Origin of the sequence: Bradyrhizobium betae (assembly GCF_004123905.1) — a bacterium.
Lineage (GTDB): Bacteria > Pseudomonadota > Alphaproteobacteria > Rhizobiales > Xanthobacteraceae > Bradyrhizobium > Bradyrhizobium betae_A.
In genome coordinates, this window is the sequence record NZ_MZXW01000026.1 from 14961 (window position 1) to 31856 (window position 16896).

General features: G+C 63.8%; 17 protein-coding genes. 8 read left to right on the forward strand and 9 right to left on the reverse strand.

The features are described 5' to 3' along the window. The first annotated feature begins 1 nt into the window (after window position 1). Both B5V03_RS22845 and B5V03_RS22850 read left to right on the forward strand, forming a co-directional pair. Window positions 2-2089: an acetate--CoA ligase family protein gene (locus B5V03_RS22845; protein ID WP_129272646.1), complete on the forward strand. Its 2088-nt coding sequence runs from the start codon at window positions 2-4 to the stop codon at window positions 2087-2089. 22 nt (window positions 2090-2111) lie between these two features. Further along, a complete protein-coding gene (locus B5V03_RS22850; RefSeq protein ID WP_129272647.1) occupies window positions 2112-3137 on the forward strand; it encodes a tripartite tricarboxylate transporter substrate binding protein in 1026 nt (341 codons plus the stop codon). A 58-nt stretch (window positions 3138-3195) separates the two neighbouring features. Here B5V03_RS22850 and B5V03_RS22855 read toward each other — a convergent pair whose 3' ends face one another. Beyond that, a complete protein-coding gene (locus B5V03_RS22855) occupies window positions 3196-5043 on the reverse strand; it encodes a tetratricopeptide repeat protein (protein ID WP_245502305.1) in 1848 nt (615 codons plus the stop codon). Here B5V03_RS22855 and B5V03_RS22860 point away from each other — a divergent pair. Then, on the forward strand, window positions 5023-5229 hold the full coding sequence (locus B5V03_RS22860) for a hypothetical protein (protein ID WP_129272649.1): 207 nt from the start codon (window positions 5023-5025) through the stop codon (window positions 5227-5229). The genes B5V03_RS22855 and B5V03_RS22860 overlap by 21 nt on opposite strands. A gap of 166 nt (window positions 5230-5395) precedes the next feature. Continuing rightward, window positions 5396-6715: an aminotransferase class V-fold PLP-dependent enzyme gene (locus B5V03_RS22865; RefSeq protein ID WP_129272650.1), complete on the forward strand. Its 1320-nt coding sequence runs from the start codon at window positions 5396-5398 to the stop codon at window positions 6713-6715. Here B5V03_RS22865 and B5V03_RS22870 read toward each other — a convergent pair. The 3 genes from B5V03_RS22870 to B5V03_RS22880 form a co-directional block, all read right to left on the reverse strand. Beyond that, window positions 6693-7622: a sterol desaturase family protein gene (locus tag B5V03_RS22870; RefSeq protein ID WP_129272651.1), complete on the reverse strand. Its 930-nt coding sequence runs from the start codon at window positions 7620-7622 to the stop codon at window positions 6693-6695. The two genes, B5V03_RS22865 and B5V03_RS22870, sit on opposite strands and share 23 nt — an antisense overlap. Window positions 7623-7751: 129 nt before the next feature. After that, on the reverse strand, window positions 7752-8744 hold the full coding sequence (locus B5V03_RS22875) for an AraC family transcriptional regulator (RefSeq protein ID WP_164988215.1): 993 nt from the start codon (window positions 8742-8744) through the stop codon (window positions 7752-7754). 247 nt (window positions 8745-8991) lie between these two features. Next, window positions 8992-10302: an MFS transporter gene (locus B5V03_RS22880; RefSeq protein WP_129272653.1), complete on the reverse strand. Its 1311-nt coding sequence runs from the start codon at window positions 10300-10302 to the stop codon at window positions 8992-8994. Window positions 10303-10388: 86 nt separating this feature from the next. Here B5V03_RS22880 and B5V03_RS22885 point away from each other — a divergent pair, with 86 nt between their 5' ends. Beyond that, window positions 10389-10985 carry a TetR/AcrR family transcriptional regulator gene (locus B5V03_RS22885; RefSeq protein ID WP_129272654.1) on the forward strand — a complete coding sequence of 199 codons (597 nt, stop codon included), beginning with the start codon at window positions 10389-10391 and terminating at the stop codon, window positions 10983-10985. Between the two features lie 5 nt (window positions 10986-10990). Here B5V03_RS22885 and B5V03_RS22890 read toward each other — a convergent pair whose 3' ends face one another. Then, window positions 10991-11272 carry a helix-turn-helix domain-containing protein gene (locus tag B5V03_RS22890; protein WP_129272655.1) on the reverse strand — a complete coding sequence of 94 codons (282 nt, stop codon included), beginning with the start codon at window positions 11270-11272 and terminating at the stop codon, window positions 10991-10993. 181 nt (window positions 11273-11453) lie between these two features. Here B5V03_RS22890 and B5V03_RS22895 point away from each other — a divergent pair, with 181 nt between their 5' ends. After that, complete coding sequence (locus B5V03_RS22895; protein WP_129272656.1) at window positions 11454-11888, forward strand: hypothetical protein; 435 nt, start codon at window positions 11454-11456, stop codon at window positions 11886-11888. A gap of 28 nt (window positions 11889-11916) precedes the next feature. Here the strand turns inward: B5V03_RS22895 and B5V03_RS22900 are convergent, their stop codons facing one another. Beyond that, on the reverse strand, window positions 11917-12939 hold the full coding sequence (locus B5V03_RS22900) for an LLM class flavin-dependent oxidoreductase (protein ID WP_129272657.1): 1023 nt from the start codon (window positions 12937-12939) through the stop codon (window positions 11917-11919). Between the two features lie 643 nt (window positions 12940-13582). On the opposite strand from B5V03_RS22900, the gene B5V03_RS22905 reads away from it, so the two are divergent. Continuing rightward, the gene (locus B5V03_RS22905) at window positions 13583-13795 is read left to right on the forward strand and encodes a hypothetical protein (protein WP_433995344.1); all 213 of its coding nucleotides are present in this window, start codon (window positions 13583-13585) and stop codon (window positions 13793-13795) included. A 42-nt stretch (window positions 13796-13837) separates the two neighbouring features. Here the strand turns inward: B5V03_RS22905 and B5V03_RS22910 are convergent, their stop codons facing one another. The 3 genes from B5V03_RS22910 to B5V03_RS22925 form a co-directional block, all read right to left on the reverse strand. Then, window positions 13838-14509, reverse strand: a complete 672-nt coding sequence (locus tag B5V03_RS22910; RefSeq protein ID WP_245502307.1) for a hypothetical protein — start codon at window positions 14507-14509, stop codon at window positions 13838-13840. Window positions 14510-15256: 747 nt separating this feature from the next. Then, window positions 15257-15940: a class I SAM-dependent methyltransferase gene (locus tag B5V03_RS22920; RefSeq protein ID WP_129272660.1), complete on the reverse strand. Its 684-nt coding sequence runs from the start codon at window positions 15938-15940 to the stop codon at window positions 15257-15259. 27 nt (window positions 15941-15967) lie between these two features. Then, entirely contained in the window at window positions 15968-16426 is a 459-nt protein-coding gene (locus B5V03_RS22925; protein ID WP_129272661.1) for an Rrf2 family transcriptional regulator, read from the reverse strand. 60 nt (window positions 16427-16486) lie between these two features. Between B5V03_RS22925 and B5V03_RS43045 the strand changes: the two genes are divergently transcribed. Beyond that, the gene (locus tag B5V03_RS43045) at window positions 16487-16576 is read left to right on the forward strand and encodes a hypothetical protein (RefSeq protein ID WP_433995345.1); all 90 of its coding nucleotides are present in this window, start codon (window positions 16487-16489) and stop codon (window positions 16574-16576) included. Window positions 16577-16896 lie beyond the last annotated feature (320 nt).

The following is a 16896-nucleotide window of genomic DNA, read 5'->3' on the forward strand; positions in this document are numbered from 1 at the left end:
GATGGATGCGATCGAACGCCTGATCCGGCCGCGCAGCGTCGCTGTCATCGGTGCCTCGGCGGACCCGAGCAAGACGTCAGGGCGGCCGGTCTCTTATCTGCTGAAGCACGGCTTTGCGGGCGAGATCTATCCGGTCAATCCGAAAGTCAGGGAGATCGGCGGCCGGGCCTGCTATCCCGACGTTGCGTCGCTGCCTGATGTGCCCGATGTCGGCATTGTCCTGCTCGGCGCGGAGCGCGCGCACATCGCGGTGCGCGAATTGTCCGAGCGGGGCGCTGCCGCGGCGATCGTTCTTGCCAGCGGCTTCACCGAAACCGGGGCGGAAGGCGCCGAGCGCCAGCAGCGGCTGATGGAAGCCGCCGGATCCATGCGGCTGCTCGGGCCGAACACGATCGGCCTCGTCAATCTCACGGACAATATCGTGCTGTCGGCATCCGGCGCGCTGGCGATGGATCACTTCCCGACCGGCGCGATCGGGCTGGTCTCGCAAAGCGGCGGCATTCTCGGCGCCTTGCTGTCGCGTGCCGCGGCGCGCGGGGTGGGGCTGTCCAAGCTGGTGTCGACCAGCAACGAGGCCGATCTCGAGCTTGCTGACTTCATCGACTTTCTCGCCGACGACAGTGCGACCAAGGTCATTGCGCTCTATATCGAGGCGATCCGCAATCCGGCTCGCTTTCGGGAAGCGGTCCTTAAGGCGCGCCGCGCCGGCAAACCCGTCGTCGCCTTCAAGATCGGGCGATCGGAAGCGGGTGCAAAGGCGGCCGTCTCGCACACGGGGGCGCTCGCGGGCTCCGATCGCATGTACGATGCTCTGTTTGGGCAACTCGGCGTGATCCGCGCGAAAACGTTCGAAGATCTGCTCGACATTCCCGCAGCCCTGGCAGTGGGACGGAAGCTGTCCGGCCGGCGTGTGGCGATCCTCACCTCGACCGGCGGCGCCGGCACGATCGTCTCCGACAGTCTCGGCGTCGCTGGCTTTACGACACCCGCGCCCGACGCTGAGACGGCCGCGCAATTGCGCGCCTTGCAGTCGGGATCGCACGCCACGCTCGATCGCAATCCGATCGACGTGACCCTGGCTGGTCTGCAACCCGATCTGCTTCGCGCCGCCATCCGCATCCTGCTCGCAAGTCCCTCCTACGATGCGCTGACCATTATTGTCGGCTCATCGGCCGTGGGTTCGCCGACCCTGATGGCCGATGCCATCCACGACTGCCTGCCGATGAGCGACAAGCCCGTCATTGCCTATGTCAGTCCCCACGCGCCCGAGGTGGGCTCCGTCCTCACCCGGCGAGGCGTCCCGGCCTATACGTCCGCCGAGAGCTGCGCTGCCGCGCTCGACGGGCTTTTGCAGGCGGGAATGCCGAAGCAAATCCAGACATCCGACTCGATCGCGCCGGCGGTCGCTATCAGCGACTTCCCAGTGGGATCGCTGGATGAGGCTGAGGCCAAGGCCCTGTTCGCCCGCTTTGGCGTTCCGGTCGTCGCGGAGAAGGTGGTCGCAACGCCAGGTGAAGCGGAACAGGCGGCGCGGGACTTCGGTGGCCGGGTCGTGCTCAAGATTCTCTCGCACGAGATCGCGCACAAGAGCGACGTCGGCGGTGTCGCGGTCAACCTGACCGCTGATGCGATTGGCGACCGCCTGACCGTGATGGCGGCGGAGGTCGGGGCCAAGGCCGGAAAACGAGCCGAACGGTTCCTGGTTCAGGAGATGATCTCCGGTGGCGTCGAAATCATTCTCGGGATGCATCGCGATCCCCTGGGAACCGCGATCCTTCTCGGCATGGGCGGCGTCACCGCCGAACTGTTCAAGGACACGACGATGCGCCTGCTCCCACCGGAGGGCGGCCTCGGTCTGGCCGAGGCTCAAGCGATGGCGCGTGATCTCGTGACGTGGCCCTTGCTGGACGGTTTTCGGGGCCGGCCGAAATGCGATGTCGAAGCCCTCGCGAAAGCGATCGTCGCTTTCTCGCGCATGGTTGCGCAACTCGGCGACCGCTTGGCCGAGGCCGAAATCAATCCGGTGTTCGTGCTGCCGGAGGGCCAGGGCGTGAAGGCAGCAGACGGATTGGTGGTTCTCAATGTCTGAACAAAATCGGGTGGAGCTCCAGATGGCCATTGGCGAAATCATCAATCACGACGGCGCTCGCAAGAAGGGCTTTGCCATGTGGCGCGGGTTCAATCGTGTCATGCTCGCCTGCGCAATCGCCGCGGGCATGGGAGTGGCACCGGCGCGCGCCGAATATCCCGAAAAGATCGTCAAGATCGTGGTGCCCTTCGCGGCCGGTGGCGGGACCGACATCATCGCGCGAACGACAGCGCAGGACATCCAGACGGAGCTCGGCAAATCCGTCATCATCGAGAACAAGCCGGGCGCCGGGACCATCATCGGAACCCAGACGGTGGCCACCAGCGATCCCGACGGCTATTCGCTGCTGATGGCGACCTTCGCGCACGCGGTCAACCCGAGCCTGTACAACAAGCTGCCGTTCGATCCGCACAAGGACTTTGCAGCCGTCTCGCTGATCGCGCGGTCCTTCAATATCGTCGTCGTCAACCCGACATCAAAGATCAACTCGATCGCTGATCTGATCGCGGAGGCCAAGGCCAATCCGGGCAAGCTCAATTTCGGGACGTTCGGCACCGGCACCTCGGCTCATCTCGCGGGCGAGCTGTTCAATGCGATGGCGAAGGTCAAGATGACGGCGGTGCCCTACAAGGGCGCCGCGCCTGCGATCAGCGATCTCCTGGGCGGACAGATCGACGTGATGTTCACCACCGTGGCGAGCGCCGCCTCGCTGGTGGCCGCGGGCCAGCTCCGGGCGCTGGCCGTCACGTCCGCGGAGCGTTCGACCGCGTTCCCGCAATTGCCGACCGTCGCCGAGGCGGGAGTGCCAGGTTATGCCGCGGAGTCGTGGTACGGATTGTACGCTCCGGCCAAGACGCCTGCTCCCGTGATTGCACGCCTGAATCAGGCGGTCGCAAAGGCCGTTCGGTCCGGTGGTTTCAAGCAACTGGAGGCTAACGAAGGCCTCATCATGGTGGGGGGCGCTCCGGAACAGCTCGATCGCTATGTCGGGCAGGAAGAGGAACGCTGGCGCAAGCTGGTCAAGGACGCGAACATCGAGGTGCAGTAATCTTCCGTTCCGCGATATCTTTGCTCATCAGCCGCTCACACAGGAGTGCATGACGACCTCAGAGCGAGCCTGATCCAAACGCCGCGGCCCGTGCCCGCAATTCGTCCCGCACCCGATCGAGCACACTCTCGTATTCGCGCGTTTCACTCTGCCGGAACAGCCGCACGCTTGGATACCAGGGGCTGTCGTCGCGGCCGAGCAGCCAGCGGTAGTCGGGCGTCCATGGCAGCAGGATCCAGGTTGGGCAGCCAAGCGCGCCGGCGAGATGGGCGACGCTGGTGTCGACGGTGATCACGAGATCGAGACAGGCGATCAGGGCGGCGGTCTCGGTGAAGTCGGTGAGATCGGCGGTGAGGTCGACAATGTCGTGTCTCTCCCGCAGCACCGCCGCATCGCTCGGGCGCGGGGCCTTCTGCAGGCTGACAAAGGTGGCATCGACGTCGAGGATACGCGACAGCGTTCGCAGCGGAATCGAGCGCGTGAGGTCGTTGACGTGGCCGGGATCGCCGGACCAGACCAGGCCGACCCGGAGCCTGGTTCGCGGACCGAGACGATTGTCCCAGGCCTGAACAAGCCTGTCGGGAGGGGAGGGCAGATACGGGTTGTCCGCCGGGATCGTATCGAGCCGGGTTCCGAACGCGAGCGGAAGGCTGGAGATCGGGCAGTGCATATCGAAATCCGGCAGCGTGCTGAGGTTCGACGTCGGAGCGCACAGAGATACACCGCTCAGATCTGACATCAGGCGATGCAGCGGGTCCTGAACGACGAGAAGAACGCGTGCGCCGCGCTTCGCCAGCAGAGGCACGTAGCGGACGAAATGAATGGTGTCTCCCAATCCCTCGTCGGCAGCGACAAGGATCGTCTTGCCTTCAACGCTGTCTTCGCCGAGCCACATCGGTCGCGGAAACCTTGGGTATTTGGCCGACGGCAGTTTCAATCGGGTCTGGTGTCCGCGCCAGCCGGATTCGAAGTCGCCGGTCAGGAGCTGCGCCAGAGTCACATTCCACTCGGTCACGATGTTGCTCAGCCCGAGCGACTTCATCTGATCGGACAGCGCGAAAACCTCGTCGAAGCGATGCAGGTGGAATAGCGCGACCAGTCTGTTGTCGAAGGCGTCCACAAACTCCGGCCGAAGCTCGATGGCTTTTTCGAACCATGCCAGCGCCTCGTCATTCCTGCCAAGCCGCCGCAACGAAAGACCCAGATTGTTGCAGATGTCGGCATTATCAGGGGCGAGCTGGTGCGCCCGCCTGGCCTCAGCCTCGGACTCCGCGAACCGTTTCAAATTGTAGAGAGTCCATGCGCGCGCCTCCAGCGTCGGGGCATGGTCTGGGAACAGCGTGTCGCTGAGGTCGAGATAGGCGATGGCCTCCTCGTTCCGCCCAAGCTTGTGGAGGACAGCGCCGGTTTTATACAAGGCGTCTTGATGATTTGGACCGAGCTGGAGCGCATGTTGCAAGCTCAGGACAGCTTGATCAAGGCGCCCAAGCTGAATGCGAATGTCGCCCTGTTGCCGCCACAACGCGGCATCATCAGGTCGAAGCTGGATCGCCTTGTCGAGAACGTTGAGTGCCTCTTCAAAGCGCCCGTAGCGCTGAAGCGCCGTTGCGAAGCTCGCGAGATATTCGGGCTTCGGGGCTCGCTGGATTGCGCGGACGATCCACGCCATGGCATCGTTGTATTGTTCGGCGTGGAGAAACAGCAGCCCCATGAGATGCTGAGTGTCCGCGTGCTCCGCATCGATCGCGAGGGCCTGCTCGCAGCAGGCACGCGCGTCGGGATGCCGTCCGTCCCGGAAATGCTGAAGGCCCGCTTCACAAAGAGCAGCCGGTGTCTCCACCGTTGGCAGGCTCCGGGCCGTCATTGAGTTCTGGCTGGCGGCTCGGTGCTCGCGATGTCCGGTCAATCTCGATCAGCTTTCGATGTCTGGATCGGCGGAAAATGCACGATTCTGGTCATGGTCGAAAGCTGGACAGCCGGACGTCCTTGCGCGGCGCAAGCCTCGCGCAAGCATGTGCGCCGCGTTCACGCGCGAATTCTCGACGTCATGCGCAGCCGTGTCGGCAAAGCCGTGGTGAAATACCAGCGGTGATGCGCGCTCACCTGCCGACGGCGACCCAGGCCATCCGCGCTAGACGGCGCATCGCTTCAGGCGTCGAGGTCATCGCCGAAGCATCGCCGATCATCGAACTGTCATCGCTCCGTCATTCGCGCTCTATTGATCGCTGCTCCCTTTCCCGCGCATCGTGGAGGCTGAAATGCATCTGACTGAGACAACATCGTCCGACCGCCGGTCGATCCTGAAGGGTTTTGCGGCCGCAGCCGTCGCGTCGCTGGCGGCGCCGGCTTTTGCCGCCGAGGGCCTGCCGCCGCAACCGACCGGACCTGTGGCCGCAATCGCCACCGACACGGCCTATTGGACGGCCGTGAAGGGGCTCTATGCGGTGACGCCTGACATCGTCAATCTCGAGAACGGCTTTTGGGGCATCATGGCCGAACCGGTCAGGCGCGAGTTCATCCGCCAGTCCGACATGATCAACTTCCAGAACACCTACTACGCGCGGCAGCGCGCGGGCGCGGATTTCGATGCCGTGCGCACCAGGGTGGCGCAGGCGCTTGGCGCTGCGCCCGAGGAGATTGCACTCACCCGCGGTGCGACCGAAGCGCTGCAGTTGCTCATCAGCGGCTACAACAGGCTGAAGCCCGGCGACAGCGTGCTCTACGCCGACCTCGATTACGATTCGATGCAGTATGCGATGAACGCGCTGAAGGGCCGCCGCGGCGTCGATGTCGTCAAGTTCGATATTCCGGAGCCGGCCACCCGTCAGGGCGTGCTCGACGCCTATGCCCGCGCGCTGGAGGCTAACCCGAAGACCAGGCTGCTGCTCCTCACCCATGTCAGCCATCGCACCGGCCTCGTCATGCCGGTTGCTGAGATCGCCCGCATGGCCAGGGCCAAGGGCATCGACACCATCCTCGATGCCGCCCATTCCTGGGGGCAGATGGAGTTCAGCGTGGGTGAGCTCGAGGTCGATTTCGTTGGCTTCAACCTGCACAAATGGATCGGTGCGCCGGTCGGCGTGGGCTTCCTCTACATCAAAAAGAACCGTCTCGCCGACATCGACCGCGACATGGGCGACGAGGATTTTCCGGAAACCGACATCCGCTCGCGGGTGCACACCGGCACGGTGAATTTTGCGACGGTGCTGACGGTGCCTGCGGCCGTGGCGCTGCATCAGCAGATCGGCGCGGCGGCGAAGCAGGCCCGCCTGCGCTACTTGCGCGACTATTGGGTCAGCCGCGTGCGTGGCTTCAAGGATATCGAGATCCTGACGCCGGATGAAGCCGGCTCATATGGTGCGATCACCTCGTTCCGCCTTGCCGGCAAAATCAGCAAGCCCGACAATGACGCCATCGTGGCGAAGCTCCGGGACAGCCACAAGGTCATGACGGTGCGCCGTGCCGGCGTCGCCAGAGGCCAGTGCATCCGTGTGACGCCGGCGCTCTACACCGATGAGGCCGATCTCGACCGCTTCGTCGAGGCGCTCGCCGTCGTCACCGGCACGAAGACGGGGTGAGTCCGGGCGACGCCGCGTCGGGCGCGTCTCCACCGGCGGCATCGTGCGCCATTGCCGTCACGGCGGGCGTTGCCTCGCCGCCGCGGGGCGGACCGATCAGGCAGGCGAGCCGGTCATCCCAGGAGCGCGATCGCCACAGATCGCGCGCCAGGGCCGCCCATTCATGAAACGCGATGACGATCGGATTGTTGGAGCGCAGCGGCGTGACGAGGCCGTAGCGGCACGGCAAATCGTCGCGCTCTGCGACGAAGGTGCCGAACATCCGGTCGAACACGATGAAGACGCCGCCGTAATTGCGGTCGAGATATTCCGTATTGCAGGCGTGGTGCACGCGATGATGCGAGGGTGTGTTGAGCACATATTCCAGCCAGCCGAGCTTCGGAATCCACTCCGCGTGCAGCCAGAACTGGTAGAGCAGGTTGACGGCGGCGGCGGTGAACACCGGGCCCGGCGCGAAGCCGAGCCAGATCATCGGCACGTAGAAGATTGCGGCGCCGGTCAGCCGCCCGGTCCAGCCGAAGCGATAGGACGCCGCGAGGTTGAACTCGTTCGAGGAATGGTGGATCGCATGCGTCGCCCAGAACCAGCGCACGCGATGGCTACACCGATGGAACCAGTAATAGCTGAAGTCCTGGGCAATCACGAGCACGGCCACGGCCAGCGCACCGTTCAGCGGCACGGTGAACAGCCGGTGCTTCCAGGCGAGATCGACCAGGGGCTGCGCCAGGCTGAGTGGCAGGATCGTGTAGACGAAATATTGCCGGCCGAGCGCGTCGGCGAGTGAGGCCAGATAGGCCCGCCAGTCGTAGTCGCGCCGCATCACCAGGGCCAGGACGAGGCCTTCCAGCGTCGCGATCACGATCAGGGCGGGAAGGGCAAATTGCAGCACCTGGAGCAGCAGCGTCATGGCAACCTCCGCATCGCAGGCTCGCGGCCTGCCCGGCGGAAGGCTTGCACGGTGAAGATGCGGCGGCGCGCCGATTCCCGAAGGCGATTGGCCGATTCTCACAAACGGCCGGCCCCGATCGGAAATCGGTCAGGTCTCGGCCGAGCTCGGTCCGACGGCCTCTCTCGCCCCGGCAAGACGCGCCCGCCGGTACTCGGACGGCGTCAGCCCGGTCTGTGCCTTGAAGGCGCGATTGAAGGGGCCGATCGAGCCGAAGCCCGCATCGAGCGCGATCGTCAGGATCGGGACGCCGGCCTGCGCGGGATCGGTCAGCGCGGCTTCGGCATCCGCCAGCCGGTAACCGTTGACGAAGGCGTTGAAATTGCGATGGCCGAGCTGGCGGTTGATCAGATGGCGCAGCCTGTACTCGGGAATGTCGAGCTCTCGCGACAAGGACGCGATGCTCAGGTCGGGCTCGCGAAAGACCTTGTCATGGTTGAGCAGATGCTGAAGCGCGGCGAGCTGCGCCGCATCGGGTTCGACCGCCGGTGCTGCGGGCCGCGGATCGGATGGCGGCGCCGACGGCGTTGCCCGGACCGGCGCTGGCGCCAGCTGTGTCTCCGCCGTAGTGATCGAGCCCAGCACGGCGAACAGGAAGATCAGCGCCGTCAAGGTGGCGGCACTGGCGAGGCTGACCGAACTCGCCGAAAGGCCGCCGGGCCAGAGCCAGTCCGCCGCGATCGCGACCAGCGCATAGAGCACGATGACGGAGGCGTACCAGACGCGGAGCCTCCGCCGCCCTTCCACCAGGTCGATCCCGCGCCCCGACCAGGCATGCCAGGCGCCGAGCAGCAGGAAGGCCACCGACAGGCCGGTGCGGGCCACGTCGACGGACATTGGGTGCTTGAACTGGTCCATCAGGGCGAGGACCACCAGCGCCAGCCAGCCGAGCGCATGGGACCAGCGCGGCCGAAACTCGTCAGTGAACATCGCGCCCATGGTGATCCAGAACGCGGCCGGCACGCCGGCGCTGACGATTGCAACCGGAATGCGCAGGCGCAGATCCAGCGCGCCGAAGCCCGGAGCGGATTCGACGATAGAGCCCGCGATAGCCGCCGCCAGCAGCGCAGCATAGCGGCTCACGGGGGCGCGCCGCGCGTTGCGAGCGGCGACCGCCGCGCGGAGAAGAAGGATGACGACCGCTCCTCCACGCAGTGCAGCTTCCAGGGTCGACATGCAATTCAAGGGTCCGGCTGGGATCTTCAGCGGAGAATCGCATCAGAGGCGGTCGTGTCAACGGGGTGCAAGGCCCGGCGGCAGGTCGATGACGTCGATTTTCGCCGTTTCGCCACCGCGCGAGCAGCGCTCCGGTCTGGCCGGGTGCACCAGATCACGCCGTGGCGAGCGCCGGCTGCACCGGCCGCCGGCCGATCATCAGCGACAGCAGGGCTGCGACGAGGCCCGTGGCGCCGGCGATCATGAAGGCTTGCAGATAATCACCTTGCGACGAGCGCATGAAGCCGGCGAAGAAGGCGGCGCAGGCGGCCCCTAGCTGATGGCCGGCGACGACCCAGCCGAAGATCAGCGGTGCGTTCTTGTCGCCGAACGTCTCGTTGGCGATACGCACGGTGGGCGGCACGGTGGCGATCCAGTCGAGCCCGTAGAACGCTGCGAACACCGTCAGGCTGACCAGCGAGAAATCCGAGTAGGGCAGGTAGATCAGCGACAGCCCGCGCAGGCCGTAATAGAAGAACAAGAGCTTGCGCGGATCGAAACGGTCGGTGAGCCAGCCCGACAGCGTCGTGCCGAACAGGTCGAAGAACCCCATCAATGCGAGCAGGCTCGCGGCCTGCACTTCGAAAATGCCATGGTCGCCGCAGAACGCGATCAGATGGGTACCGACGAGACCGTTGGTGGTGAAGCCGCAGATGAAGAAGGTCGCGAACAGGAACCAGAAGGCCGGCGTCTTCGACGCGCGCACCAAATTGCTGAGCGCGGCGACGAACGGATTGCCCTGCGCCGGCGGTGCGGGCTGATCCTCATGCGTGCCGCCATAGGAGCGCTGGCCGATCGACGCGGGCCGCTCGGGCACCAGAATGTACACCAGCGGAATCAGCGCCGCGCAGCACGCCGCCACCGTCAGCACCACCGGCTTCCAGCCGCCCCATTCGACCAGCGACGCAAGGCCCGGCATGAAGATCAGCGTGCCGGTCGCAGTGCTCGCCGTCAAAAGTCCCATGACGAGGCCGCGATTGGTGGTGAACCAGCGGTTGACGATGGTGGCGCCGAGCACGTTGGCAACCGCGCCCGAGCCGATGCCGGAGAGCAGCCCCCAGGTCAGGAACAATTGCCACGGCGCGGTCATGAAATAGCTCGCAGCCGTCGACGCCGACATCAGCGCAAGCGCGCCCAGCACGGTGCGGCGGATGCCGAAGCGCTGCATCACGGCGGCTGCGAACGGACCTGCGAGGCCATAGAGGAAGATGCCGATCGCAGCCGACGACGAGACCAGGCTGACGTCCCAGCCGAAGGATTTTTGCAGCGGCAGCATCAGCACGCCCGGCGTCGCGCGCAGGCCCGCGGACGCCAGCAGCGCCAGGAAGATCACGGCGACGACCACGAAGGCGTAGCTTTGGCCGAATGGCCGCCGGGAGACGGGGGTCGATTGAAAGGAGGCGGATTGAATAGAGGGTTCGGGCATGTTACTTACCGGTACGTATTACGATGCGCCATTAGTACGTACCGGTCAGTAACATTGTCAAGCCCATCTGGGAGGCATCGGAGCCGATGAAGAAAAAAGTCCAAACCCCCGCGCAGGCGCCGCTCCGGGCCGCCGACCGCATCCGCGCCTCCGCAAGCGAGCTGTTCTACCGCGAAGGCATCCGCGCCGTCGGCGTCGACGAGGTGGTGGACCGGGCCGGCGTGACCAAACCCAGCCTCTATCGCAGCTTCGCTTCCAAGGACGATCTCGCTGCCGCCTATTTGCGCGACTACGATGTGAGCTTCTGGGAGAGTTTCGAGCGCCCCGGCGGCACGAGCTACAGCAACGCGCGCGACCACGTGCTCGCCTATATCGGCCAGCTCGCGCCGCGCGCCGTCGCCAAGGGCTATCGCGGCTGCGGCCTCAGCAACGCCGCGGTGGAATATCCGTCACGCGACAATCCGGCCCGCCAGGTCGCCGAAGCCCACAAGAAGGTGTTCCGCAAGCGCCTGCGCGAGCTCGCGGCCGCCATGGGCGCGCGCCAGCCCAACGTGCTCGGCGATGCGCTGCTGCTGCTGATCGAAGGCATCTACGTCACCGGGCAGCAGTCCGAAGACGGGCCAGCGCAGTCGGCGCTCGCGGCGGCGAAGCTCTTGATTGAGGCGAGCGTTAAGGCGGGGTGAAGGGGTCAGGCCGCCGACAGGCGTACGCGAAACTTGCTGCCGGTCGCCTCTGCATAGCGCAACAATGTCTTCGTGCTCGGCAGCGTTTGTCCGCTCTCAAGCCGGGCGATTGTGGACTGGCTGGTGCCCATTCGGAGAGCCAGTTCGGACTGCGAGAGGCCAGCCCGCAAGCGTGCTCTAAGCAGCTCAGCGGCGATCTCGAATTCCGGAGCGAGCGCGTCATACTCGGCCTTGACCTTTGGGTTGGCCAGAAGGGGAGCCTTGAGCTTCTCGAACGGGATTGTCATGTGACTTCCTCAGGATGTCGACCTGCCATGGCACGATCCTGACTATATCTCAATTTAGAGATATGAGCGAGAGATGACACATCGGAAGGGGAGGCCGCGCGAAGTCTCGGTCGCCCTTTCTAACGGCTCGTGGTGTCGCTTACACCTTCGGCTGCGCTGCCTCGCGCAAGGAGACGGACCCGTGCTCGAACACATTCTCAGATTCATGACGCTCGGGACGGTCATCGTCAGCAGCATTGCGATCTACATGGCTCTTCGCACCAACAATCGGCGCCTGGGCGCGGACATCTTCCTGCGATATTCCGATCGGGTCTCCGACCTGCGACGCCGCCTCCCGGTCGCGGCATTCCAAGGGGCTGCCGGCGACATCGAGATCACGGCGGAAGAGCGGCGGGCCGTGCATGAGATCATCCATTCGATCTTCGAGCTCTATGAACTCAAAGTGCATGGCTTCTTTCCGTCGGCGATCTGGAAGATCAGGGAGCCCGATATCGAACGGCTGCTTTCGCTGCCTGTTTTCCAGCAGGAACTGGTAAGCTTGGAGGGGCGATATACGAGACATCCGCGTTTAGCGACCTGGCTCGCGAAAATCAGAGCTCAGCAAGAGCTGGCCTGACTTGCGCAGAGCGGGGCAGACGATTGTGTCACCGCCACCCCAGCCCCGGTGCCACGTGCTTCAAGATCGACTCGATCGCATGCGCGCAGTAGTCGACACCGAGCTGGTTAGGGATCGTCAGCAGCAACGTATCGGCCTCCGCAATCGCCTCGTCCTGCCGCAACTGCTCGATCAGCGCATCTGGCTCCGCGGCATAACTCCGCCCGAAGATCGCGCGTGTGCGCGGGTCGATGAAGCCGATCTGGTCTTCGCCGCCGCGCTCGCCACCGAAATAGGCGCGATCGCGATCGTCGATCAGCGCAAAGATGCTGCGGCTGACGGACACGCGGGGCTCGCGGCTGTGGCCGGCGTCTTTCCAGGCGGCGCGATAGGCGCGAATTTGGGCGGCCTGCTGCACGTGAAAAGCTTCGCCGGTCTCGTCGTTCTTCAGCGTCGAGCTCTGCAAATTCATGCCGTGCATCGCCGCCCACACTGCGGTCGCGTTCGAGCCGGCGCCCCACCAGATCCGTTCGCGCAGGCCCGGGGCATGCGGCTCGAGCCGCAGCAGTCCCGGTGGGTTCGGAAACATCGGCTGCGGATTGGGCTCGGCAAAGCCTTCGCCGCGCAAGAGGTCGAGGAAGACTTCGGCGTGACGACGGCCCATGTCGGCATCGCTCTGGCTCTCGGCCGGGCGATAACCAAAATAGCGCCAGCCGTCGATCACCTGCTCGGGCGAGCCGCGGCTGATGCCGAGCTGGAGCCGTCCGCCAGCGATGAGATCGGCGGAGCTTGCGTCCTCCACCATGTAGAGCGGGTTCTCGTAGCGCATGTCGATCACGGCCGTGCCGATCTCGATTTTGCTTGTCCTGGCGCCGACGGCGGCGAGCAGCGGAAAGGGCGAGGCCAGCTGGCGCGCGAAATGATGCACGCGAAAATAGGCGCCGTCCGCGCCCAACTGCTCGGCCGCGACGGCAAGCTCAATGGATTGCAGCAGCGTATCCGCGGCCGAGCGGGTCTGCGATTGCGGCGAGGGTGTCCAGTGCCCGAAGGACAGAAATCCGATTTTCTTCATGGGCGACATTTAATGATCGCCGGGACGGCGTCAACCGCCCGCGGCTGTACGGTACCGGGCAGGTCGGCGACCCGTGCGCCTGCGCCGAAATTTCCAGGTCCCGGCGTTGGATTGTTCTCTCTCCCCGATGCGCGCGATGCTCGGCTGCGGAAGCCCGAGGTGAAATCCCTGGCCCGCTGACAGTCGAGAGAGAGATTGATTGCGTCAGTTGCGCCTGACGCAAGGCAGCACAGGACGTCTGACCTTGCGCCATCGGTTGAGCGGATAGAGCAACAGCTTGCGCACGAGCGGAAGACGCTGTTCAAGCAGGAATTCCACTTTCGGGAGGAATGTGATTACCTCGATTGGCGCGGTTGCCACATCCAGCCCTGGTCAGGTATCGTAATCATCGATGCTTGTGATCGGAAGGTGCGGCGGATGCACCCGTGCCTGATGATCTTGAAGGGCCCCGACGTGCAACATCGTCGGGGCCTTTGATTTGGGCCGCATCGGCGGCGAAAAGTCAGACGATTGCGCTGTCATCGCGCCCCGTCAAACACCGGGCTATCGCTTGTTGTTGCAATCTGCGAGGCTTCAGCTGCGACTTGCCACAAGCAATTCGACTTGTGAAAAACAAGACCGAGGGAGGTTCGCGTTGGAGAAGGTGCGACGCCTGCGTGCGATGGGTTCGCTGTGCCGTCAACAGGCCGCGTACAACAACATGAACAAATGGAAGCTCCTCGCGGAAGCAGAATACTGGGAGCATCTGGCTCAGCTTGAGTTGTCGTCTTACTTCCAGGAATGCAGCGGCATTAACTCAAACGAGATGGCACTGCCTCGAGTGGTCACAGATGCTGCTCTCAAATTCTGTTCGTAGTCGGACGGCGTCAGTGGATGCCACGCCGTTATTCGTCAAGGATCACAGCACGCACCCGCAGCGGGCTGATTGAGCATAGGCCAAAAGCCGGGGGTCAGCTCTGGAATGCGCCTCGCAAAAGCGATCAACAATTTGGGGCACCTTTTCATCGTAGTGTCGTTGCCAGTGTCCCAGCCCGTGTAGAGCGCTCTCCTGGCAAGCAATCGAGTTGAGGTAAAGGATGCGCTCCATGGTCCGCAGCGCGCAATCGTGGAGGATCGGCAGGTTCGGGTCGCCGGCAATAGCCAAACTCGGAAACGCATCCCACCACATATAGCAAACACAGTTGAGTGTTCCGACATCGGCTTCACTCAGGTGAGACAAAGCGGGCGTGCATCGCGGCTCGAACAATTTCGCAAATAGTGCTGCGACGGATTTCACGCAGCGGACCCGGTCTTTGACCGGCACATCTGTCGAGCAAAGCCATCTGCTATCGCCGCTTGCGCTCGTATTTACGAGGTAGGTCAACCCTTGGGCAATCTGGCCGTCGGCAAATCCCCGCAATGCCGGCTCGGGGTCTTCAAACAGTCGGGTGAGATGGGATACGGCCTCGATTGGTGGCGGGTCCCACCAATCATGTTCGGGATCGAAATACCACGGTGCTTGTTGAAAGCGAACCTCGCGTCCAAATGAGTGCTCCAGCCAATCATCAAAGGTTAGGTTTTGCACGCGCATCACAATGGCCGCGTTAACGCAAAGTCCGCAACGGTTCTCTCTCGCGCGACAAACGCGGAGCCCGCTTGCGCGGAGGCCATGCTCAAACAATAACCTAAAGCGCGATGACGCTTCATCCCAATCTCATCGCGCATTTAGTAAATGCACTGCCGGACCCAGTAGCCACCGCTGACCCGTATCCACTGACATGGGCTTGGAGGCGGCTCTTTGATGATTGGCCATCCGTGAATGTCAATATTGGTAGGCGCTGTGATGCCGCGCCAGTAGACCGCATTCGCTTCAGAGGAACGGATAACAAGGGCCGCCGCAAAGCACGTGATGGCAACGCAGACCAGCAGTAAGCGGTGCATTGTTTCATCCTCCGATGAGCGAACCTCAATGCTACGCCGGGTTCGCGGTCAAGCCAAGAGGCACCGCGCGTGCTTCGGCGGCGCTCGTTCTTCTGCGTAAGAGCGGGAAGAACCTGGCTTGGCCGCTGCGGCTCGTGCTTCTCCGGTATTTCTCGGGCGCCCAGCTCTCGATTTTGGTCAAAACAGTCCGCTCTTGGCCCAACGCGTCATTTCGCTGCGATGCCCAAGCCAAACGGAGGCTCGATTTCATGGCAACCACCGTGCTCAGTCGTAGATAACCGCCATTGCTTCGATCTCGACCGGAAGCTGGCGTGAGGGGCTGACCTGAACGAGCGTGCTTGCGGGACGGATTTGATCAAAGACCTCGGAATGAGCGCGAGCAACATGTTGAGACGCCTCAGGCGTAGGCCACCCAGCCACGGAAAGTGAAGCCGGTGTAGAACAGGGTCGTGTCCGAGAAACCGGCTTGACGCAAAATCACTTCATCTTGCTCAGGCGCAAGAATTTCCAAATGGTTGGTGACGGCGTTCCGCGCGGCCGCCGCCTGGTCCGGCTCGACGCCGGACGCGGCGAGGTACGCGGAGTACCGCGAGAGCCACAGCGGGCGTTCCTCTTCGCCAGTGGGAGCGCTCAAATGCGCGACGACGAAAGGCGCTCGCGGCTTGAGCCGGCGACGGACCTCGGACGCGATGCGACGTCGCTCCTCGGCATCGACGAAGTGCAGGGTCAACAGGCAGGTGGCGCCGTCGAAGGGGCCTTCCGGGGCATCGTCGATGTAGCCTTGATGAAGACGCGTGCGTGGCGCGAACGAGCCGAGGGCTTGCCTCGCAAGCCCCAGCATGGCCGCAGATGGGTCTACGGCGTCGAAGCTCCATGCCGGATGCGCTTGCGCAAACGCCTTCAACTCCAGGCCTCCGCCTCCTCCGAGGACGAGTATCCGTCCATTTTCAGGAACACGCTCGGCCAGAAGGATCGCCGCCATGGACAGCATGGCATTGTAGCCGGGGACGAAGCGCGGCGGTCCTTCTGTGTATCTCGCCACCGCTTGCGGATCGGAGAACATGGCTTGAATGTCGGTCATGATGTCGTTCCTTGCTGAATCGCCCAATCAAGCGCCATGCGCGCTCATGCCCTGAAGCTTTCGGGACCCGAGGCGCTTGCGCAGATCGTCGCCCAGCATCGCCAGCGTCACTTCGCCGAGGCGCGCCAGCAGCAACGCCTCTGCATCGTGAAATGCTCGATCGAGGGCGGCATTGACGGCCTGCTCGACCAGGCAACCCGGCGCCTCCGTCCGGTTGCCCATGGCCAGAAGTGAGGGACTTCCAAGTGCGGTGTAGACGTCGCGCAGCGTCACCTTCGAAAGGTCGCAAGCCAGCGTCCAGCCGCCGCCGTGCCCCTTTTCGGACCGGACGTAACCGAGATCCCGCAGGCCGGCCATGATGCGGCGGATCACCACCGGATTGGTGTCCATGGCCTTCGCCAGCGTCTCCGACGTGAAGGGGCCCGGCTGCTGCGCCATGTGCAGGAGGACGTGGAGCACGCCGGACAATCGGCTATCTCGTTTCATGTAACTATTTATGTTACATGATGGCGCCGGAGTCAATCAGCCGAGACACAGGAGATCGTCATCACGCGCCACGGCAAGCCGGCCGGCGTGCTGATCGGATTCGAATCGGAGGATGACTGGTTCGAGTTTCGAGTACCGGTTGGAGCATGATCCCCGTTTCCTGCAGCGCGTCGAACAGGCGCGAAATAGCTTGCGCGCGGGACGCGGCGTCAAGCTCGAGGATATCGATAGGGACCAGGGATCGGGCTCGCTCTACCCAAACGCCCGATCATGCCATCATGCCCCTGTTTTGCCCGACGGGTCAACAATTTCGTTAAATCCGTAGGGCCTCCCGAGAGTGCTTGACGGCTACTTGCTGCCGGGTGCCGGGCGGCTGATGCACCGTTTCCCCGCAGCGCCTAAGCCGTTGATCCCGCTCATGCCGTCTACTGTGCATGGGGTTGTTTTCGACTTTTTTGTTTTGAAGGGCG